The organism is Cellulomonas fimi, assembly GCF_028527925.1.
Classification (GTDB): domain Bacteria; phylum Actinomycetota; class Actinomycetes; order Actinomycetales; family Cellulomonadaceae; genus Cellulomonas; species Cellulomonas fimi_C.
The window spans coordinates 1-20,133 of record NZ_JAPESW010000049.1 but is presented as its reverse complement, the minus strand read 5'-3'; the positions used below and the strand labels follow the sequence as shown (position 1 = coordinate 20,133).

Genomic DNA, 20,133 nt, shown 5'->3' with positions numbered 1-20,133 from the left:
ATGCGTGCGCCACGATGCGCCCGTCAGGGTCGCCCGTCCGAGGGAAAGAGTGGTCCGCCCGTGCTCAAGAAGTCCCGTTCCGCCGCGTCCGCCACCTGCACGCTCACGTTCGCGCTGCCGACGGCGACGCTCGACGGCCCGGTCAGCGTCGTCGGCTCCTTCAACGGCTGGACGCCCGGGGTGCACCCGCTGAAGAAGCGGTCGAACGGCACGTCGAGCACGTCGGTCAAGGTCCCCGCCGGGTCGACGGTGACCTTCCGGTACCTCGGGGAGCACGGGCGCTGGTTCGACGACGCCGACGCCGACCACCTGACGTCCGAGGGTGGTGTCGTCCTCACCTGACCGTCGGGCGGCCCGGACACCGGGCGGTCGACGAGCGGGCGTGCGCGCGGTGCCGCGCCCCGGCCGTGGATCAGGACGGAACGGGTGTTCCCGGACACCCGGCCGTCTCGCTAGCGTGCGACCTGCGGGCCGACGCCGGTCCGCGGACGCCCGGACGGGGGAGCGGCCATGGACGAGACGACGGGTCAGGTCGACGAGGCGCGCAGCCCACGGCTCCCGCCCCGGTGGTTCGTCCGCACCGCCTGGGTGGTGCACCGTGCGCTGTACCGCGTCACGGGAGGGCGACGGGGGCTCTGGCGACCGCGGCCCGACCGGTGGGGGACGCTCGTGCTGCGCACGACGGGCCGCCGGTCCGGGCAGGAGCGGACGGTCATCGTCGCCTACGTGGAGGACGGGCCGAACCTCGTCACGCTCGCGATGAACGGGTGGGCCGCGCCCGAGCCCGCGTGGTGGCTCAACCTGCAGGCGAACCCCGACGCGACCGTCGTCCTCAAGGACGGCGAACGTCGGGTGCGGGCGAGGGCTGCGGCCGGTGCCGAGCGGGAGCGCCTCTGGGCGGAGTACCGCAAGCTCGACAAGGGCCTCGACGGGTTCGCGACGCGACGCCCGGCCGAGACCGCGGTGGTCGTGCTGGAGCCGCGGCGCTGACCGGGGGTCCGGCCGCGCCTGCGGCCGACGACGTCAGCCGCAGTAGTCGCAGACGCCGGTGGCCGGGAGGGTCATCGAGCACGTCGGGCAGATCGGCGCGACCCGCTCGGGGGCCGCGCTGCTCGCGCGCGTCGTCGTGCGGGGCGTCGACGTGCGCGTCGTGGACCGGGGGGCGCGCGCCGGCCGGGCGGCGGCGACGGGGGCCCGGGTCGCGACGGCGGGCTCGGTGACGTCGAACCCGCGCTTGCGCAGGACGGCGGCCGCGGCGTCGACGGCGACCTCGTCGGCGATCGCGAGGCGTCCCGTGGCGTACCGGTGGGCGACGCCGACGACCGCGCGCGGGTCGTAGACGCGCCCCTCGTGCAGCAGGGCATACCCGTCGTCGGGCGTGAACCCGTAGACGCCGAGGAAGTCGTCGCGACCGCGGGAGTCCTGCTCCCCGATCGCCTGGAGGATGTGCTGACGCGTCACGGCGGAGAACGTGGCCACGGTCCGAGCCTACGTCGCCCCGGCGGGTCCCCCGATCGCCGTAGCCGCCGTCGCGGTGGTGCGGGTGAAATCGGGGCGGGACGATCCGGGACGGATGGGGTGCGCGCCGCCGGAGCCCGCGCGTGGGCCGGGGGGAGGGCGCGGCCCGGATGTCCCGTCTCGTCGGAGTCGTCCTCCGGGGACTTGACGCGCGGGCTCGCGACGTGGCGCACGACGCGCGGCGAGGCCGTGGGCGTGGGTGGGCTCCGTACCTGCGGCGATGCCCCCGACGCGTCGTTCGCGGTGGCCGCACATCATGACGTGACCAGTGTGTGCAGCGCTGTGACCAGCGACGACGCGCGTCGACGGCGCCGCGAGACCGGATCACGGACGCGCGTCCAGCAGTCGGCGCCCGGGGCAACCGTCGCGCGCGTGCGCCGTGACACACTCGGCCGACGCGGCGACGGGGCGATGGCCGCACCACCACCCCGACCGTCGCGACACGCGCAAGGTCGCCGCCTGCCACGGGCGGCGCGAAGGAGTCCGGGGATGGTCGACGTCGAGGTCGCCGCACAGCGTGACGAGCCGGTCACGCCGTCGCCCGACGCTGCCCTCGACCAGGACGCCCCCGACGCACCGCACGTCCCCCTCGCGCGCGTGGTGCGGCTGGAGTCCGACGACGGCAACGCGGTCGCGTCCGGCTACCTGATCTCCCCGCGCCTCGTGCTCACCGCGCGCCGCGTGCTGGGACGCAACCTCCCGGTGGCCCGCCTGCGCCCGCCCGCGGGCGGGGTGACGCCCGAGTGGCTGTCCCGGCAGAACCTCCCCGTGCGACTCCGCGTGCGGGCCCTCGGCGACACGGGCGGCGCGCGGCTGCGGTCCGCGGCGCTGGTCTGGACGCACCCGCAGGCGGACGTCGCGCTGCTGCTGTGCACCGACGACGAACCCCTCGTCCCGTCCGCGGACGGCCTCACGACCGCGTGGTCCGAGCCCGACGAGGCGACCGAGTGCCTCACGGTCGGCTTCGCCGCCGGGCGCGCGGTCGCGCTCGACGAGGCCGACGGCGGCGCCGCCGCGAGCGAGCTCGGCATCGTCGTGCGGCCCGGCGCGCGGGCGCGGGCACGCGGCTGGTCGGTCGAGCTCGCGACCGCACCCCCGGGCGGGCCGCCCGGCGGCTCGTGGGCCGGGCACGCGGGCGGCGCGCTCGTCGCCGAGGACGTGCTGGTCGGCGTCCTGCTGAGCGACCCGCGGCCGGACCAGCCGAACGCGCCGGCGCTCCAGGTCGTGCCCGCGCGCAGGTTCGCCGACCACGCCGACATCGCGGGCTGGGTCACGGCGGACGCCGGTCCCGGCCGCTGGACGCAGTCGCCCGCGACGCCCGGGCAGCTCCGGCGGCGTCGCGAGCAGGACGCGCGCGCCGACGTCGACTGGCCCGTGTGCGTCGGGCACCCGCCCGCGCACGCCCCGGACCACGCCGCGCGCACCGAGCTGCTCGCGGCGCTCACCGACGAGGACGGCCGGCTGGCCGTCGGCACGACGACCCTGCTCGCGGGGCCGCCCGGGTACGGGGCGACCGCCGTGGCGGGTGCGCACGCGCACGCCATGTGGGACGCGGGCGACCTGGACCTGCTGGTGTGGGTGCCCGGCGCGACCCGGGACGGGATCCTCACGACGCTCGCCGCCGCCGACCGCGTCGTGCACCCCACCACGTCGAGCGGTGCCGACGAGGCGTCCGCGGCGGCGTTCCTTACGTGGCTCGCGTCGACGCGCCGCCGGTGGCTCGTCGTCCTCGACGGCGTCCCCGACCCCGGCCTGCTCACCGACCTGTGGCCGCGCGGCACGACCGGCCAGGTGGTGCTCACGAGCGAGAGCAACAACGTGCTGCCGCGGTCGGGCGGACGGGCCGTGGCGGTCGACCGGCTGTCGAGCGACGAGGCCGGCGCGTACGTCGAGACGGTCGCGCCGGACACCCCGACCGAGCTCGTCGAGCGGCTGGTCGACGACCTGGGCCGCGTCCCGCTGTCGCTCGCGCACGCGGTCGGTGACCTCCGCGTCGGTGGCGGGTCCGTCGAGCAGTACGTCGAGCGCCTCGCCGAGCGCCGCCGTGCGCTCGCGCTGCCCGACGACGGCGGCGCGGACGTGCCGGCCGCGGTGCTCGCGACGGGCACGCTCGCGGTCGACGAGGCGGACGCGCAGCAGCCGCTGGGCGTCGCGCAGCTCGTCCTGGTGCTCGTCAGCGTCCTCGGGCCGACCTTCCCCGTCGAGCTGCTGACGACCTCGGCCGCGGTCGCGGGCGTCGACGAGCTCGTGCGGCCGCGCACGTGGCGGCGCCGGTGGACGTCGACGACCGCGGTCGTCACCGCCGACGAGCTCCGGCAGGGGCTGGCGAACCTGTGCGCGGTGGGTCTCGCCTCGCTCGTCGACGGGGACGCGCAGGACGCGACCCTCGCCCGGGTGCACCCGCTCGTGCAGCGCGTGGCGCGCGAGCACCTCGACGACTCGACCGTGGACACCGTGCTGCGGACGGTCGCCGACGCGCTGCTCGAGGCGTGGCCGGCCGACGACGGCCTCGGGGACACGGCGCTGGTCGCGCACGTGTTCCGCTCGTGCGCGTCGACCGTCGCGTCGCTCGACGTCCGTGGCGTGCTGTGGGACCCCGACGGCCACCCCGTGCTGTGGGAGGCGGGGTCGAGCCTCACGCGCGCCGGGCTCGTGCAGGAGGCGGTCGCGTACTGGGAGCGCCTGGTCGACACCGCCGCGCGCTCGCTGCCGGAGGAGCACGTCGACGTGCTGACCGCGCGGAACAACCTCGCGCTCGTGCACCGTGAGGCCGGTCGCCTCGACCGCGCGATCCCGCTGCTCGTGAGCACGCTGGAGGACGCCGAGCGCGTGCTCGGCCCGGTGCACCGCGCGACGCTCACCAGCCGCAACAACCTCGCGATGGCGTACCGCGACGCGGGGATGCTCGAGCGCGCGCTCGAGATGCTGCAGCGCAACCTGTCCGCGTCGCGCCGGGCGCTCGGCGGCGAGCACCCGGACACGCTCGCGAGCCGCACGAACCTCGCGCTCGCGTACCGGGACGCGGGCCTGCTGGAGGAGGCGCTGCCCCTGCTGCTACGGGGCCTCGAGGACGCCGAGCGGATCCTCGGGCCGGACCACCCCGACACCATCGCGGTCCGCCGCGACCTCGGCCTGACGCACCGCCTCGCGCACCGCCCGGACCGGGCGTACCCGCTGCTGGAGCGTGCCCTCGCGGACCGGCAGCGCCTGCTCGGGCGGGACCACCCGGACACCCTGACCAGCCGCAACGACATGGCGCCGTTCCACCGTGACGCACGCCGGCTGGACCGGACGCTCCCGCTCCTGGAGGCGACGCTGCGCGACGCCGAGCGCGCGCTCGGGCCCGACCACCCGGTGACGCTGACGAGCCGCGGCAACCTGGCCCTGGCGTACCGCGACGCGCGCCGCCCCGACCTGGCCCTCCCGCTGCTGGAGCGCATGCTCGCCGACGCCGAGCGCACGCACGGCTACCAGCATGCCGACACCCTCACGAGCCGCAGCGTCCTCGCGCTGGCGTACCACGACGCCGGACGGCTGGACCGGGCGATCCCGCTGCTGGAGAGCACGTTCGCGGATCGCGAGCGCGTCCTCGGCCCGGACCACCCCGACGCGCTCACCAGCGCGAACAGCCTGGGCCTCGCGTACCGCGACGCGGGCCGGCTCCGGGACGCGGTGCGCGTGCTCGAGCGCGTCCTCGCGGACCGCCAGCGCGTGCTCGGTGCCGAGCACCCGGACACGCTCGCGACGCGCGGCGACCTCGCGCTCGTGCACCACGACGCGGGCCGCACCGACCACGCGCTCGCGCTGCTGGAGGCGACGCTCGCCGACCGCGCCCGCGTGCTCGGCCCCCTGCACCCCGCGACGCTGACCAGCCGCAACAACCTCGCCGTCGCGTACCGCGAGGCGGGCCGGGCCGAGGAGGCCGTGCCGCTGCTCGAGAAGACGTTCGCCGACCGTCAGCGCATGCTCGGGCCCGACCACGTCGACACCGCAGCGAGCCGCCAGCTCCTCATCGAGGTGTACCGCGAGGAGGACCGCCTCGACGACATCGTCGAGCTGCTCGAGCGCGCGTGCGTCGACGACGAGCGCATCCTCGGCCCCGACGACCCGCAGACGGCCGCGAGCCGCGCGGCGCTCGCGGAGGCGTACCGCGAGGCCGGTCGCGTGGACGACGCGCAGGCCGTCGAGTCGGGCCGACCGGTGGGCGTGTGGATGCCGGGCCGCAAGCGCGCGGTCCGCCGCATCCCGCGCCGTCAGACCGGCTGACTGGCCGGCGCGCGCGGTCGCCCGGCTCAGGCGCCGCTGCGGGCCAGGCGGTGCCGGTCGAGCCCGCCGAGGACGAGGTCGAGCGTGAACTCGAACTCCGCGCGGGTGTCGCAGACGGACAGGGCGCCGTCGGTCTCGTGCACGACGGAGGCGGCCATGCGCGCGAGGTTCGGCAGGTCGTCGCCGACGGCGGCGGTCCCGCCGGGGTCGGGTGCGAGGGTGTCGCCGTCGGGCTCGAACAGCTCGCGGGAGAAGCCGAGCAGCATGCTCCCGAGCGCGTGGATGGCGCGGTGCGCGAGGTCGTCGTCGAAGCCGGCCTCGGCGAGGGTCCCGACGAGCTGCTCGTAGACGGGCCAGACGGACGGCGGTGACGTCGTCTGCGCCGCGACGAGGCCGGGAGCCCACGGGTGGCGGAGCATGACGTCGCGCGCGGCGAGGCAGCGGCCGCGGACCGCGGCGTCCCAGGCCGGGGCGGTCACCGTGGCGGTGGCCTGCGCGACCTGCCGGAGCACCTCGTCGGCGAGTGCCGCGAGGAGCGCGTCCTTGCTCGGCACGTGGTGGTAGAGCGACATCGCCTCGCAGTGCAGGTCGGCGGCGACGCGCCGCATGGTGACGGCCCCGAGGCCGTCGGCGTCGGCGATCGCGACGGCGGCGGCGACGACGCGCTCGCGGCTGAGGGCCTCGCGGCCTGCTGGTGCGGACGAGGACGACGGTGGCGGCGGCGACAGGCGCGGCGACGACGGCATGACGAGCTCCCTTGTGACGGCCCGACCTTACGCTGTACGGTCGGCCTTACGACGTAAGTCTTACACCGTAAGGCTCGCATGACCCACCCAGGAGGACTCCCGTGACCACGCTCGCCGGCTCTGCGCACACCACGTCCACCGCCCCCGACCGGCGCGTCCCGCGCCGCACGGTGGTCGCCTCGCTGTGGCTCTTCGTCCTGCTCTGCTACCTGTACTGCGACGTGCTCACCCTCTTCCGGGCCGAAGACCTGCGGGCGGTCCTGTCGGGGGAGGTCGGCGGCGTCGTCATGACCGACGGGTTCCTGGTGGGGGCGTCGGTGCTCATGACGATCCCCATCGGGATGGTGCTCGTCAGCCGCGTCGCCGCGCACCGCGTCGCGCGCTGGGGGACCGTCGTCGCGGCGTCCGTCATGACGGTGGTGCAGGTGGCCTCGCTGTTCGTCGGCGAGGTCGCACCGCACTACGCGTACTTCTCCGCGATCGAGATCACGACGACCGTGGTGCTCGTCTGGTACGCCGCGGCCCGCTGGCGCGCCGACGACTGACGGGCGGTCGCGTCAGGGCACGAGGTCGGCGACCGCGCGGGCCAGCAGGATCGCCACCGCGAGGGCCGGTGCCGGCGCGGCGAGCGCGACCGTCGCGATCGAGCGCCACCGCGGGCCGACCTGACGGTGCGCCTGGAGCAGCCCGACGGGCAGCGCGACGAGCGCCGGCACGCACGACCACGTGAGCAGGATCGCGCCCGCCAGGTCGCCCCACGACGTCGGGTGCAGCCACCCGTCGACGAGGTACGCGGCGGCCCCGAGCACCCCGACCGCGGCGACGGTCGCGAGCAGCAGGGCGGTCCAGCCGAGGACGCGCGCCCACGGGTACGCGGCGCTCGGCGGGGCGACGACGATCGGCTCGGCCATGGGACTCCTCGCTGCGGCGGACGCCCGACGGGGCGGGCGGGACCTCGAGCGCTCCGGAGGCTACCGTGCCGACGACGCCCCGGTGCCCGGTTCGTACGGGATGCTGGGCGCAGGACCACGATCCTTCGAGGAGGACCCATGGACGTCGACGTCCGCCACCAGCCGACGAGGACGGTCGCCGTCGTGCGCCGGACCGTCCGCATGGACGAGCTCGCGGCCTTCTACGACACCGCGTACGGCGAGGTCGCGCGCACGGTCGGGGAGGCGGGCGCACGCGTCGCGGGACCGGCGCTCGGCTGGTACCACGGCATGCCGACCGACACGGTCGACGTCGCGGCCGGGTTCCCGGTCGAGGGGCTCGAGTCGGGTCCGCTCGGCGGGCGGGTCGAGGTCGTCGAGCTGCCCGGCGGGCCCGCGCTGGTCGGGCTGCACGTCGGCTCGTACGACGACCTCGGCGCCGCGTGGGCGGAGGTCGAGGCGGCCCGCGCCGAGCACGGGCGCCCGGGCCGCGGCGACTTCTGGGAGGAGTACGTGACCGACCCGTCGCCGAGCGGGGACCCGTCGCGCAACGAGACGCTGCTCGTCCTGCCGCTCGCCTGACCGCCGACGGGCGGGACCGGACCGGCCCCGCCCGCCCGCGCCGTCAGGTCGCGGGGACGTAGTCGAAGACGTCGGGGTCGGGACCGGTGCGCTCGTGGCGGTCGAGCGCGTCGATGTCCGCCATGTCGGTCGCCGACAGCTCGAAGTCGAACAGCGCGAAGTTCTCCTCCATGCGGCTGCGCGTCACCGACTTCGGGAAGACCACGTCGCCGCGCTGCACGTGCCAGCGGAGCGTGACCTGGGCGGGCGTGCGTCCCACCGACTCCGCGATCCGCAGCAGCACCGGGTCGTCGAGGACCTTGCCCTGCGCGATCGGCGACCACGCCTCGGTGACGATCCCGAGCTCCGAGTCCGCGGCGCGCGCCGCGTCGTTGCGCAGGTACGGGTGCACCTCGATCTGGTTGACCGCGGGCGTCACCGTCGTCTCGTCGCGCAGGCGGTGCAGGTGCGCGGGCTGGAAGTTCGACACCCCGATCGCGCGGGCCCCGCCGTCGGCGTAGATCTGCTCGAGCGTGCGCCAGCGCGCCACGTAGTCCGCGACCGTCGGCAGCGGCCAGTGGATGAGGAACAGGTCGACGTGGTCGGTGCCGAGCGCGTCGAGCGAGCGCTTGAACGCGTCGAGCGCGGCGTCGTGCTCGAGGTAGCCGTTGTTGAGCTTCGTCGTGACGAACACGTCGTCGCGGGCCAGCCCGGACTCGGCGAGCGCGGCGCCGACGCCGGCCTCGTTGCCGTACATCTGCGCGGTGTCGATGTGCCGGTAGCCGACCTCGAACGCCTCGAGCACGACGCCCTTCGTGTCCTCCGGCGGGACCTGGAAGACGCCGAAGCCGAGCTGCGGGATCTCGACGCCGTTGTTGAGCGTGAGGGTGGGCACGGTCATGGTGCTGCTCCTGTCGTGGGTGGGGGCTGCGTCCATCACAACGCGTCACGCCGTGCCGCGCACCCCGGCGCGGGGTGGTGCTGCGCGACCTGCGGCGCCGGGGCCGCGCGGTGCTCGGCGCGCGCCGTGTCACCGGGCGCTGGCAGGCTCGTGCCCGGTCGCGCTGCCGCGGCCGACGGCGGCTCGCGGGCCGGTGACCGAAGGGAGCACGACGTGGCCGAGGTGGTGCTGTTCCATCACGCGCAGGGGCTGACGCCAGGCGTGCAGACGCTCGCGGAGACGCTGCGCGCGGCCGGGCACACGGTGCACGTGCCCGACCTGTACGACGGGCGGACGTTCGACGACCTGGAGTCCGGCATCGGGTACGCCGAGCAGACGGGCTTCCAGACGGTCGTCGACCGGGGCGTCGCGGCCGTGCGTGGGCTGCCCGACCGGCTCGTCGTCCTCGGGATCTCACTCGGTGTCATGTCGGCGCAGACCGTCGCGCAGAGCCGGCCCGGGGTCGTCGGTGCGGTGCTCGTCGGGTCGTGCGTGCCGCCCGAGGCGCTCGGGTCGCCGTGGCCGGACCGGGTGCCCGTGCAGGTGCACGGCATGGACGCGGACCCGGTGTTCGTCGGCGAGGGCGACGTCGAGGCGGCGCGCGAGCTCGTCGACGCGGTCCCGGACGGCGAGCTGTTCCTGTACCCCGGCGACCAGCACCTGTTCGTCGACGCGAGCCTGCCCGCGTACGACGAGGACGCCGCCGCGCTGTTCCGCGAGCGGGTCCTGGCGTTCCTCGACCGCGTGGGCTGACGCGGGAGCGAGCCGCGGCTAGGCCGCACGAGTGACGCCCTGCCCCTGACGGGTGAGCCGGCGCGGTCGCGGGTCAACCGTGGCGCGCTGCCGTCGAAGGGACGGGCAGGAGGTGCGGCGAGCGCCCGCACCGTGAGGGAGCGTCATGCTGACCGCCGTCGACTGCACGGGCGGTACCTGCACGCCGTCCCCGGCCTACATGGCGGGCTACCTCGGGGCGTACCTGCTGATGTACGGCCTGGTCATCGGGGTGTCGGTCTGGATCTGCGTCCGCGTCGCGCGCAAGGCGGGGTACAGCCCGTGGCTGGGGGTGCTCGGCGTCATTCCCGTCGTGAGCCTCGTCGCGCTCCTCGTCTTCGCCTTCAAGGAGTGGCCGGTCGAGGCCGAGGTGCGGGCCCTGCGCGGACGCCTGCTCACCGCGCAGGCGCTCGCCGGCACGGGCGACCCGCGCGGCCGCCTCGCCGGACCGGGGCCCGGCCCGGGCGTCGGCTTCGGCGACCCGAGGTTCTCCTCCGCGCCGACCGTCCCGCTCTACACCGGGCCGGTGACGCCCGCCCCGGCGCCGCCCGGCGGCGCGTGGCAGCCGCCGCAGCCCCCGCCGCCCCAGCGGTGGTGACGCGCGCCGGGCGTGCCTACGGTGACCGGGCGCGCTGAAGACGACGGCGCCCCCGCCACCGCGAGGAGGCAGACGTGTCCGAGAGCACCCTCACCGGTCGCCGGGTCCTGGCGATCGTCACGAACTACGGCGTCGAGCAGGACGAGCTCGTCGTGCCCGTCGACCACCTGAGCGACCAGGGCGTCGACGTCACGGTCGCCGCGCAGTCGAGCGACCCCGTGCAGACGCTGGTCGGCGACAAGGACCCGGGCCGCACCGTCACGCCCGACACGACTTTCGCGGACGTCGACGCCGGTGACTACGACCTGCTGCTCGTGCCGGGCGGCACGATCAACGCCGACAACCTGCGGCTCGACGAGCAGGCCGTGGGTCTCGTGCGGGCGTTCGCCGCCTCGGGTCGTCCCATCGCCGCGATCTGCCACGGACCGTGGGCGCTCGTCGAGGCGGGCGTGCTGGGCGGCGTGACGCTCACGTCGTACCCGTCGCTGCGCACCGACGTCCGCAACGCGGGCGGCGAGTGGCGCGACGAGGAGGTCGTGACCGACGACGCGGGCGGCTTCGCGCTCGTCACGTCGCGCACCCCCGACGACCTGCCCGCGTTCCTGCCGGCGGTCGACAAGGTGCTGTCGGCGCAGGTCGCGCGCAGCTGACCGCCGCGCGGGGTCGGCGCGAGGCCGGCCCCGCGTCAGCGCGGGGGCGTCGGGCGTCGGCGCGCGGCACGTCGGGCGTCATCGCGTCACGTCGGGCGTCATCGCGTCCGACGGCAGCCTGCCAGGGGTGTCAGCGGGCCGAGCGTCGCGCGAGGAGCGTCGTGACGACCGGGGCGGCGACCGCGACGACGGACGCGACCGCGGCGGCACCCGCGACGACCGCGTCCTGCGGTGCGCCCGAGGTGCGGCCGACGGCGATCCACGCGAGCCCCCACGCCATCGCCAGCCCGATCCCGACCGCGAGGACCGGGCGGGTCCGCGCGAACACGGCGTACGCGACCGCGAGCGCGGCCGCGAGCGTCAGCACGACGACGGACCACGCGGTCGCGCCGAGGCCGAGGCCGCCGACGTCGAGCACGACGAGCGTCGCGGCGATGTTCGCGAGCGTCGCGACGCTCACCCAGCCGAGGTAGAGCCCGATCGTGCCGTCGGTGACGACGGCCTGCGCCGCGCTCTCGGGGGGCATGCGGACCAGCCGGACGAGCAGGACCGCGAGCACCGCCAGCAGCGTCGCGATGACGACGACCGAGCCGACGACCCACCCCTGCTGGACGACGCCGATCCACACCGCGTTGAGGACCATCGACGCGAGGACCCACCAGCCCGTCGCCCGCAGCCGCGGCCGGGCGCCCTGTCCGGGCAGCGCCTGGTAGACGGCGTACGCGAGCAGGCCGAGGTAGATGACCGACCAGATGCGGAACGCCGGGTTGTCCGGGGCCAACGGGGTCGCGTCCGCGGAGAGCGCGCCGCCCGCCGCGTCCTCGACCTGCTGCCCGCCGAACGCCCCGGAGCCGAGCGCGGCACCGGCCATCGCGAGGAGCGCGCCGACGACGACCACGACCTGACGGACGCGGTCGGACGACGTCGGGGCGAGCGGTGCGGACCGGGGCACGGTGACGGACGACATGCCCCCACCCTGCCGACACCGTCGCGGTCCGGCATCCGCTGGCGTCCCGCACCGTCGCCGATGCGCGGCGCCGACGTCCCGGGCGTCGTCGACGACGCGTGCCCGGGACGCCGGCCGCGTCGTCAGCTGCGGTCGATCAGGTCGCGCCAGGCCTCGTAGTGCTGGACGGCGATGCCGCGGAACCACGTCTGGCCGGCGAGCGCGACGGCGACCTCGTGCGCCTCGCGCTCGAGCGCCTGCGCGCCGTCGTCGTAGAACGTGAACTCGGCGCCGCCGGCGACGGCGGGGGTGTCGGTCTCGAGCCCGATCGTGTACGGGATCGCGGCGGCCTCGGCGGCGGCGACCGCGGGGGCCGACTTGGCGAGGATGCCCGTCTGGCCCTCGGCGTGGTCGATGAACGTCACGATGCCGACACGGTCGACGCGCGTGAGCACGTCGTCGAAGAGCGTGCCGGTGCCGTCGGGGCTCGCGACGGTCGTGAGCCACCAGGGCGCGTCGACGGCGAGGTCGACGCCCGCGGGCATCGCGGCGCGCACGACGTCGAGCATGTGCAGCCACTGCGCGCTCGCGGCCTGCGGGTCGGCCTGCCACGCGGGCAGCGTCCAGGGCTCGACGTCGAGCTGCACGTGCGTGACCGGGCGGTCGTGGGTCGCGGCGGTCATCCACTGCACGGCGAGCGCGGGGTTGTCGAGCCAGGGCGCGTCGCCGCCGAGCACGCCCGCGTCGATGCCCGCGGCGTCGAGAGCGACGAGCGTGTCGGTCATCCAGGTGGCGACAGGGCCCTCGTCGGAGGCCCAGGGAGCGGACACGTGGATCGTCTCCAGGCCGTGCTCCTGGGCGAACGCGACGACGCCGCCCGGCGTGGCGAACGCGTAGCCGGTTCCACGGCCGTCCTGTGCGGGGTCGACCGAGTTGTCCCAGAGCCACATCGCGGTGATCGCGGACACGGACGTCACCTCCTCGGCGTCAGCCTGCCCGGCGGTGGTCGTGGGTGCATCACCGGTGCCGTCGGCGGCGGACGCGACGGCGGGGGCGAGGACGCCGAGGATCGCGGAGGTCGCGACGACGGCGCCGGTGGTCAGGGTGCGGCGGGTGAGGGCTCTCATGGTGGTCCCATCGGTTTCGGGCGCGCGGATGTGCGCGGAAGACAGGGGTGTCTGACTATTGTCACTCATCCGGGTGACTTTCGGCAGTCCTTCGGCCCTGGTGCTGGACGTCGGTCCAGGTCGCGCGTGGATGACAGGGCGACGGAGCCGCTCTCAGCCGGCCGCGTCGAGCAGCCGCCGCCCCAGCGCCCGCGTCGTGTCGCGCAGCTCTGGGCAGCCGATCACGCGGTAGCGCGCGGGCGTGCGGACCAGCTGCTCCGCGTACCACCACGGGTTGCTGGTGCTTCCGACCAGGCGCGTCGTCCGTTCGTCGACCGCCGTGAGCCGGCCGAGCGCGGGGGAGACCCAGCGCGCGACGTCGTCGAGCGGCGCGTCGATCTCGACCTCGGTCGCGTACTCCCAGCCCGTCGCGAGGTTCTCCTCGAGCAGCGCGACCGGGTCGAGGTCCGCGGGCGGGGTGAACGCCTCGTCCAGCACGGTCGCGGCGCGCACCCGGTCGACGCGGTACGCGCGCACCTCGTCGCGGGCGGTCCGGCACAGCAGGTACCAGCGGCTGTGCCGCACGACGACGGACCACGGCTCGACGTCGGCGTCCCACTCGGTGCCGTTGCCCGACCGGTAGGTGAGGTGGATGCGCCGGTGCTCGGCACAGCCCTGGACGAGCACCGCGGTGGTCGCGGGGTCGGGCCGCGCGGCCGACCGGTCGGGCGCCGGAGCCGTGGTGCGGCGCACCACCTCGGCCTGCGCGGCGACCCCCGCCGGCAGCGCACGGACGAGCTTGCCGAGCGCCGCGCCGACGGGGCCGGTCGGGTCGCCCGCCTCGTGGTGCCCGTCGAGCGCCGCCATGACCAGGGCGAGGGCCTCCGCCGCGCTGAACGTCACCGGCGGCAGGCGCACGCCGCGTCCGAGGCGGTACCCGCCGTACCGGCCGCGCGTCGACTCGACCGGGATCTCGGCCTCACGCAGCACGCCGACGTACCGGCGGGCGGCGCGCTCGGTCACGCCGAGCTCGCCCGCGAGCTCCTCGGCCGTGATGCCGGGGTGGCCCTGGATGAGCTCGAGCGTGCGCAGCGCGCGGGCGGTCGGGCTCACGTCGGGCACCGGATTCTCCAAGCGGAAGCAGAACGTCCGGTATCAACCCTAGCGTCGCCGTCATGACCCAGAACACGCTCGACACCCGGATCACCGAGCCCTCCGCGACCGCCGACGAGACCGAGATGCTGCTGTTCTCGCTCGAGCGCGCCCGCGCGCAGTTCGCCTGGAAGGTCGGCGGCCTCGACGCCGACGCGCTGCGCCGCCCCTTCCCACCGTCCGCCATGACGCTCGGCGGCCTCGTCAAGCACCTCGCGCTCGTCGAGGAGATGAAGATGGCCGAGTTCGTCGACGGCGAGCACCTCACCGAGCCCTGGCGCCAGGAGAACTTCCAGGCCGACCCCGAGTGGGACTGGCACTCCGCCGCGCACGACACGCCCGACGAGCTCTACGCGCTGTGGCAGCGGGCCGTCGCGCGCTCGCGGGCCGGGTGGGCCGCCGCCCTGGAGCGCGGTGGGCTCGACCAGCCGTCGCTGTTCACGGCGCCCGGGGGCTGGTCGCCCAACCTGCGCCGCGTCCTCGTCGACCTCATCGACGAGTACTGCCGCCACACCGGCCACGCCGACCTGTTCCGCGAGGCGGTCGACGGGCTGGTGGGGGAGGACCCGCCGCAGCCGTCGCAGCCGTGATGCGGTCGGCCCGACCGCGGCGTCCGCGCGGTCCGCCAGGATGGGCGCATGAGCGTCATCGACGAGCAGGGCCGCCCGGAGCCGCCGGTCGCCGCCGACGAGGTCTCGACCCTGCTGGGGTTCCTCGACTTCCACCGCGCGACACTGCGCTGGAAGACCGCCGACCTCGACGCCGGCGGACTGGCCGCGCGGCTCGCGCCCACCGACATGACGCTCGGCGGGCTGCTCAAGCACATCGCATGGGTCGAGGACCAGTGGTTCGGCGTCCGCCTGCACGACGAGCCCACCGACGAGCCGTGGGAGGTCGCCGACTGGGACGCCGACCGCGACTGGGAGTGGACGTCCGCCGCCGTCGACTCGCCGCACGAGCTGCGGGCGCTGTGGGAGGGAGCCGTCGAGCGGTCCCGCGTGCGGACCGAGCGCGCCCTCGCCGACGGCGGCCTCGACACCCTCGCCCGGCGACCGTCGTCCGACGGCACCACCCCGTCGCTGCGCTGGATCCTCGTCCACATGATCGAGGAGTACGCACGGCACAACGGCCACGCCGACCTGCTGCGCCAGTCCGTCGACGGGCTCGTCGGGGAGTAGCCCGCGTGGCGTGCAGCGTCCGGGCGGGTCGAACCGGGATGATTCCGCCGTGCCGCTGCTCGCTGCGCCTGTCGTCCTGCCCGGTCGGTGGGGCGTGCGCCCCCAGCCGTCGCTCACCGCCGACGGTCTCCTCCTGCGGCCCTGGACGCCCGCCGACGTCCCGACCGTCCGCGCCGCCTACGACGACCCCGCGATCCGCTGGTGGCACGCGCGGTCCATGTCCGACGACGACGAGGCGCTCGCCTGGGTCGACGCGAAGAACGCCGCGTGGCGCGACGAGCGGGCCGTGGAGTGGGCGGTCGTCGTCGCCCCGACGCGGGCCGCGAACTCGGACCGGCCCGGAGCACCCGCGCACCTCCCGGAGCCGGCACCCGCCCCAGCCTTGGCGCCGTCGTCGGCTGCCGTGCCGGCGCCCCCCCGCGTCCTGGCCCCGGCCGGCGCACCGGTCCTCGCGCTCGCGGGCGTCGGCGCCCACGTCCGGCCGTCCTCGGTGCCCGGCGACGCGTCCGGCGGGACGCCCGTCGCGCCGACCTCGGGACCCGTGCCGCACGCCGCGCCGAGCTCGGGACCCGTGCCCCGTGCCGTGCCGCCTCGCCACCTCGCCGGGCCGCCGCTGCGCCGGCTCGACGCACCCCCGGCCGGCACGGTCGTGGGCCGCGTCGCGCTCACCAACCTCGACCTCTACGAGGGCGTCGGTGCGCTCACCTACTGGGTCGTGCCGGCCGCGCGCGGCCACCGTGTCGCCGTGCGCGCGGGTGCGGAGGCGCTGCGCTGGGCGTTCGAGGAGCTCGGCCTGCACCGCGTCGAGGTCGAGCACTCGACGCGCAACGACGCGTCGTGCCGGGTCGCGGACCTGCTGGGCTGCCGGGCGGAGGGCGTCCGCCGCGGCCACGCGCTGCACGCCGACGGCCACCACGACATGCACCTGCACGCCCGCCTCCGCACCGACCACCCTGACCGACCAACCCGACCGGCACCTCAGGCCGGGCCGCCGCAGACCGAGCACCCCTGACGGCGACCACCACTGACGGCGACCACCCCTGACGGCGACCACCACTGACGGCGGCCACCACTGACGGCGACCACCACTGATCGGGCGACGCGTCTCTGCCTCCCCCTCGCGCCATGCCCGCCGCCTCCATCCCGCCGGCCGCGCCGCCGAGCACAACACCGCGCGCGTCGCGAGTCCTGCGAGCGCGCCTGATGTTGTGCTCGACGTGCGCCGACGGTCGTCAGCGGGTGATGAGCCGGGTCACGACGTCGTCAGGCGGGTGCGGAGCGCGGCGAGCTGGGCGTGCAGGGCGTCCGGGACGCGGTCGCCGAAGCCCGCGAGGAAGTCCTCCGTGAGGTCCGCCTCGACCGACCACGTCGCGGGGTCGACGTCGAGCAGCGCGGCCAGGTCGTCGTCGGGCAGGTCCAGGCCGGACACGTCGAGCGCGTCGGGCGCGGGCAGCAGGCCGACCGGGCTGGGCACCGCGCCGACGTCGGTGCGCACGCCGCGCGCCCGGTCCACCTGCGCGACGATCCACGCGAGCACGCGGATGTTCTCGCCGAACCCGGGCCACAGGTAGCGGCCCGACGCGTCCTTGCGGAACCAGTTGACCTGGAACATCAGCGGCCGCGTCGCGGGGTCGAGCGTCTGCCCGACGCGCAGCCAGTGCGCCCAGTGATCCGCCATGTCGTACCCGCAGAACGGGAGCATCGCGAACGGGTCGCGGCGCAGCTCACCGACGGTCCCCTCGGCGGCGGCGGTCTGCTCGGAGGAGATCGTGGCGCCGAGGAAGACGCCGTGCTCCCAGTCGTGCGCCTGCACGACGAGCGGGACGTTGGTGGCGCGGCGGCCGCCGAACACGATCGCGTCGAGCGGCACGCCGTCGGGGTCCTCCCACGTGTCCGCGATCGTCGGGCACTGCGCCGCGGCCACGGTGAACCGCGAGTTGGGGTGCGCCGCAGGGCGGCCCGAGTCGGGCGTCCACGGCTGCCCGGTCCAGTCGACCAGACCCTCGGGCGGCTCGGGCGTCAGCCCCTCCCACCAGACGTCGCCGTCGGGCGTGAGGGCGACGTTGGTGAAGATCGTGTCCCGGTCGAGCGTCGCGATCGCGGCCGGGTTGGTCGCGACGGACGTGCCGGGCGCGACGCCGAAGAACCCGGCCTCGGGGTTGATCGCCCGCAGCGTCCCGTCGGGACCGGGGCGCAGCCACGCGATGTCGTCGCCGAGCGTCTCGACGCGCCACCCGGGCAGCGTGGGCGTGAGCATCGCGAGGTTCGTCTTGCCGCACGCCGACGGGAACGCGGCGGCGACGTGGTATCGGCGCCCCTGCGGCGAGGTGACGCGGACCAGCAGCATGTGCTCGGCGAGCCAGCCCTCGTCGCGGCCCATGACCGACGCGATGCGCAGCGCGAAGCACTTCTTGCCCAGCAGCGCGTTGCCGCCGTACCCGGAGCCGTACGACCAGATCTCGCGCGTCTCGGGGAAGTGGGCGATGTACTTCGTGTCGTCACACGGCCAGGGGACGTCCGGGCGCTCGGTCCCGTCGGCGGTGCGCAGCGGCATGCCGACCGAGTGCACCGCGGGGACGAAGGGCGCCCCGCCGTCGACGAGGTCGACGACCGCCCGGCTGACGCGCGTCATCGTGCCCATGCCGACGACGACGTACGGCGAGTCGGTGAGCTGCACCCCGACCTGCGAGATCGGGCCGCCGACGGGTCCCATCGAGAACGGGACGACGTACATCGTCCGCCCGCGCATCGACCCGGCGAACACGCCCGCGAGCTCGGTGCGCATCGCGTCGGGGTCGCGCCAGTTGTTCGTCGGTCCGGCGTCGGCCTGCGACCGCGAGCAGATGAACGTGCGCGACTCGACGCGCGCCACGTCGGACGGGTCGGACCGCGCGAGGTAGCTGCCGGGCCGCAGGACCGGGTCGAGCGGCAGGAGCGTCCCGGTCTCGACCATGCCGGCGATGAGCGACGCGCGCTCCGCGTCGGACCCGTCGCACCAGACGACCGCGTCGGGCTCGGTGAGGTCGGCGACGTCGGCAACCCACGCGCGCAGGTCGCGCACGGGGGCGTCGGTGCGGGCGGGCGGCAGCGTGGTCACGGTCATCGGGTGCTCCAGACGAGGACGAGGGGACGAAGGAACGTCTCCCTTCGATCCTCACGTCAAAGCCGTAGCGTCTGCCGACCGCTGGCGGTGTCAAGTTCGGGCGTTCTTGACATATGGTGAAGGGATGAGCAACGTCCCGGCCGCGGACGCCCTGACCCTCGGACGGCGGCTGCGCCACGCCCGCACGTCGCGCGGCATGACCCTCGACCAGCTCGGCAAGGCGGTCGGCGTGACCCCGAGCCTGCTCTCGCTGATCGAGAACGGACGCCGCGAGCCGCGCCTCGCTCTGCTGCGCGACCTCGCCGACGCGCTGGGCGTGACCGTCCCGGACCTGCTCGACGACGAGCCGCCCACGCGCCGCGCCGCGCTGGAGATCGCCCTCGACCGCGCCCAGCAGACGCCGGAGTTCGCGCAGCTCGGCCTCCCGACGGTCCGCCCCAACCGCAGCCTGCCGACGCCCGTCCTCGAGCAGCTCGTCGGCCTGCACGCCGAGCTCACCCGCCGCGCGACCGAGGCCGTCGCGACGCCCGAGGAGGCCCGCCGCGTCAACACGCAGCTGCGCCTCGAGCGGCAGGCCCGCGACAACTACCTGCCCGACCTGGAGGCGCTCGCGGAGGACATGGCCCGCCGCGCCGGGTACACGTCGGGCGCCCTCACGCACCGCACGGTGTCGCGCATGGCCGAGCAGCTCGGCTTCACGATCCGGCACGTCGACGACCTGCCGCACTCCACCCGGACCGTCACCGACCTCGAGAACGGCCGCATCTACCTGCCGCCCGCGTCGACCCCCGGTGGGCACGGCCTGCGCTCCCTCGCCCTGCAGGCCATCGCCCACCGCGTCCTGGGCCACGAGCGGCCGACGTCGTACGAGGCGTTCCTGCGCCAGCGCCTCGAGATCACCTACTTCGCGTCGTGCTGCCTCATGCCGCAGTCGGCGGCCGTCGGCTTCCTCGAGGAGCGCAAGCGCGCGAAGGACCTCGCGATCGAGGACTTCCGCGACGCGTTCGGCGTCACGCACGAGGCCGCCGCGCAGCGCTTCACCAGCCTCGCGACGCACCACCTCGGCATCCGCGTGCACTTCCTGCGCGTCGCCGAGGACGGCGCGATCTTCCGCGCCTACGCCAACGACGGCCTCGTCCTGCCGACCGACGTGACGGGCGCGATCGAGGGTCAGATGGTGTGCCGCCGTTGGGGCGTGCGCCGGGCGCTCGCCCGCCGCGACCAGGCCACCGAGTCGTACCAGCTCACCGACACCCCGGCCGGGACCTTCTGGTGCTCGACGCAGACGGGTTGGGCGACGACCGGCAAGGTCGCGCTCGCCGTCGGCGTGCCGTTCGCGTCGGCGACGTGGTTCCGCGGTCGCGACACGACCGTCCGGCACCGCTCGACGTGCCCCGACGAGGCCTGCTGCCGCCGCCCGCCCGCGGACGCCACCGCCCGCTGGGCCGACGCGTCGTGGCCCAGCGCGCGCATCCACCAGCAGGTCTTCTCCGCCCTGCCGACCGGCGCGTTCCCCGGCGTCGACGCGACGGAGGTCTACGCCTTCCTCGACCGCCACGTCCAGCAGGACCCCGACGCCGGCTGACGCCCCGCCCCGCGCGACCCAGTAGGTGAGCGCACCGACGCCCTCGTAGAGGTCGAGGTTGGTGAGCGCGACGCGGCCCACGAC

Annotated in this window: 20 protein-coding genes; 12 read left to right on the top strand and 8 right to left on the bottom strand. The window is 75.6% G+C overall.

Features of this window, described 5'->3' with window-relative positions; translation table 11 throughout:
• Positions 1-60: 60 nt before the first annotated feature.
• Complete coding sequence (locus OMK64_RS16970; RefSeq protein ID WP_272729539.1) at positions 61-342, top strand: isoamylase early set domain-containing protein; 282 nt, start codon at positions 61-63, stop codon at positions 340-342.
• A 168-nt stretch (positions 343-510) separates the two neighbouring features.
• A complete protein-coding gene (locus tag OMK64_RS16965; RefSeq protein WP_272729538.1) occupies positions 511-990 on the top strand; it encodes a nitroreductase/quinone reductase family protein in 480 nt (159 codons plus the stop codon).
• 33 nt (positions 991-1,023) lie between these two features.
• Here OMK64_RS16965 and OMK64_RS16960 read toward each other — a convergent pair whose 3' ends face one another.
• On the bottom strand, positions 1,024-1,479 hold the full coding sequence (locus OMK64_RS16960) for a ScoMcrA-related endonuclease (RefSeq protein ID WP_272729537.1): 456 nt from the start codon (positions 1,477-1,479) through the stop codon (positions 1,024-1,026).
• Between the two features lie 528 nt (positions 1,480-2,007).
• Between OMK64_RS16960 and OMK64_RS16955 the strand changes: the two genes are divergently transcribed.
• Positions 2,008-5,784 carry a tetratricopeptide repeat protein gene (locus tag OMK64_RS16955; protein WP_272729536.1) on the top strand — a complete coding sequence of 1,259 codons (3,777 nt, stop codon included), beginning with the start codon at positions 2,008-2,010 and terminating at the stop codon, positions 5,782-5,784.
• Positions 5,785-5,810: 26 nt separating this feature from the next.
• On the opposite strand, the gene OMK64_RS16950 is transcribed toward OMK64_RS16955, so the two are convergent.
• Complete coding sequence (locus OMK64_RS16950) at positions 5,811-6,530, bottom strand: TetR/AcrR family transcriptional regulator (RefSeq protein WP_272729535.1); 720 nt, start codon at positions 6,528-6,530, stop codon at positions 5,811-5,813.
• Between the two features lie 101 nt (positions 6,531-6,631).
• Between OMK64_RS16950 and OMK64_RS16945 the strand changes: the two genes are divergently transcribed.
• Positions 6,632-7,075, top strand: a complete 444-nt coding sequence (locus tag OMK64_RS16945) for a DUF6326 family protein (RefSeq protein WP_272729534.1) — start codon at positions 6,632-6,634, stop codon at positions 7,073-7,075.
• Between the two features lie 12 nt (positions 7,076-7,087).
• On the opposite strand, the gene OMK64_RS16940 is transcribed toward OMK64_RS16945, so the two are convergent.
• A complete protein-coding gene (locus OMK64_RS16940; RefSeq protein WP_272729533.1) occupies positions 7,088-7,441 on the bottom strand; it encodes a hypothetical protein in 354 nt (117 codons plus the stop codon).
• Between the two features lie 138 nt (positions 7,442-7,579).
• On the opposite strand from OMK64_RS16940, the gene OMK64_RS16935 reads away from it, so the two are divergent.
• Positions 7,580-8,041 (top strand): GyrI-like domain-containing protein, encoded by a 462-nt coding sequence (locus tag OMK64_RS16935; RefSeq protein WP_272729532.1) that lies wholly within the window; start codon positions 7,580-7,582, stop codon positions 8,039-8,041.
• A 43-nt stretch (positions 8,042-8,084) separates the two neighbouring features.
• Here the strand turns inward: OMK64_RS16935 and OMK64_RS16930 are convergent, their stop codons facing one another.
• Positions 8,085-8,921: an aldo/keto reductase gene (locus OMK64_RS16930; protein WP_272729531.1), complete on the bottom strand. Its 837-nt coding sequence runs from the start codon at positions 8,919-8,921 to the stop codon at positions 8,085-8,087.
• Positions 8,922-9,134: 213 nt separating this feature from the next.
• On the opposite strand from OMK64_RS16930, the gene OMK64_RS16925 reads away from it, so the two are divergent.
• From OMK64_RS16925 to OMK64_RS16915, 3 genes are all read left to right on the top strand, one after another.
• Entirely contained in the window at positions 9,135-9,713 is a 579-nt protein-coding gene (locus OMK64_RS16925) for a dienelactone hydrolase family protein (RefSeq protein ID WP_272729530.1), read from the top strand.
• A 145-nt stretch (positions 9,714-9,858) separates the two neighbouring features.
• The gene (locus tag OMK64_RS16920) at positions 9,859-10,329 is read left to right on the top strand and encodes a hypothetical protein (RefSeq protein ID WP_272729529.1); all 471 of its coding nucleotides are present in this window, start codon (positions 9,859-9,861) and stop codon (positions 10,327-10,329) included.
• A gap of 74 nt (positions 10,330-10,403) precedes the next feature.
• On the top strand, positions 10,404-10,979 hold the full coding sequence (locus OMK64_RS16915; RefSeq protein ID WP_272729528.1) for a type 1 glutamine amidotransferase domain-containing protein: 576 nt from the start codon (positions 10,404-10,406) through the stop codon (positions 10,977-10,979).
• A 130-nt stretch (positions 10,980-11,109) separates the two neighbouring features.
• Here OMK64_RS16915 and OMK64_RS16910 read toward each other — a convergent pair whose 3' ends face one another.
• The 3 genes from OMK64_RS16910 to OMK64_RS16900 form a co-directional block, all read right to left on the bottom strand.
• Positions 11,110-11,946 (bottom strand): TspO-related membrane protein, encoded by an 837-nt coding sequence (locus tag OMK64_RS16910; protein ID WP_272729527.1) that lies wholly within the window; start codon positions 11,944-11,946, stop codon positions 11,110-11,112.
• 122 nt (positions 11,947-12,068) lie between these two features.
• Complete coding sequence (locus OMK64_RS16905) at positions 12,069-13,052, bottom strand: hypothetical protein (RefSeq protein ID WP_272729526.1); 984 nt, start codon at positions 13,050-13,052, stop codon at positions 12,069-12,071.
• A 153-nt stretch (positions 13,053-13,205) separates the two neighbouring features.
• The gene (locus tag OMK64_RS16900) at positions 13,206-14,144 is read right to left on the bottom strand and encodes a helix-turn-helix transcriptional regulator (protein WP_272729525.1); all 939 of its coding nucleotides are present in this window, start codon (positions 14,142-14,144) and stop codon (positions 13,206-13,208) included.
• A gap of 62 nt (positions 14,145-14,206) precedes the next feature.
• Here OMK64_RS16900 and OMK64_RS16895 point away from each other — a divergent pair, with 62 nt between their 5' ends.
• Genes OMK64_RS16895 through OMK64_RS16885 form a run of 3 tightly spaced genes read left to right on the top strand, consistent with a single transcriptional unit; the run spans position 14,207 to position 16,373 of the window.
• Positions 14,207-14,773 carry a DinB family protein gene (locus tag OMK64_RS16895; RefSeq protein WP_272729524.1) on the top strand — a complete coding sequence of 189 codons (567 nt, stop codon included), beginning with the start codon at positions 14,207-14,209 and terminating at the stop codon, positions 14,771-14,773.
• Between the two features lie 48 nt (positions 14,774-14,821).
• A complete protein-coding gene (locus OMK64_RS16890) occupies positions 14,822-15,361 on the top strand; it encodes a DinB family protein (RefSeq protein ID WP_272729523.1) in 540 nt (179 codons plus the stop codon).
• A gap of 49 nt (positions 15,362-15,410) precedes the next feature.
• A complete protein-coding gene (locus OMK64_RS16885) occupies positions 15,411-16,373 on the top strand; it encodes a GNAT family N-acetyltransferase (RefSeq protein ID WP_272729522.1) in 963 nt (320 codons plus the stop codon).
• A gap of 240 nt (positions 16,374-16,613) precedes the next feature.
• Here OMK64_RS16885 and OMK64_RS16880 read toward each other — a convergent pair whose 3' ends face one another.
• On the bottom strand, positions 16,614-18,464 hold the full coding sequence (locus OMK64_RS16880; RefSeq protein WP_272729521.1) for a phosphoenolpyruvate carboxykinase (GTP): 1,851 nt from the start codon (positions 18,462-18,464) through the stop codon (positions 16,614-16,616).
• 124 nt (positions 18,465-18,588) lie between these two features.
• Between OMK64_RS16880 and OMK64_RS16875 the strand changes: the two genes are divergently transcribed.
• A complete protein-coding gene (locus OMK64_RS16875; protein ID WP_272729520.1) occupies positions 18,589-20,049 on the top strand; it encodes a helix-turn-helix transcriptional regulator in 1,461 nt (486 codons plus the stop codon).
• Positions 20,050-20,133 lie beyond the last annotated feature (84 nt).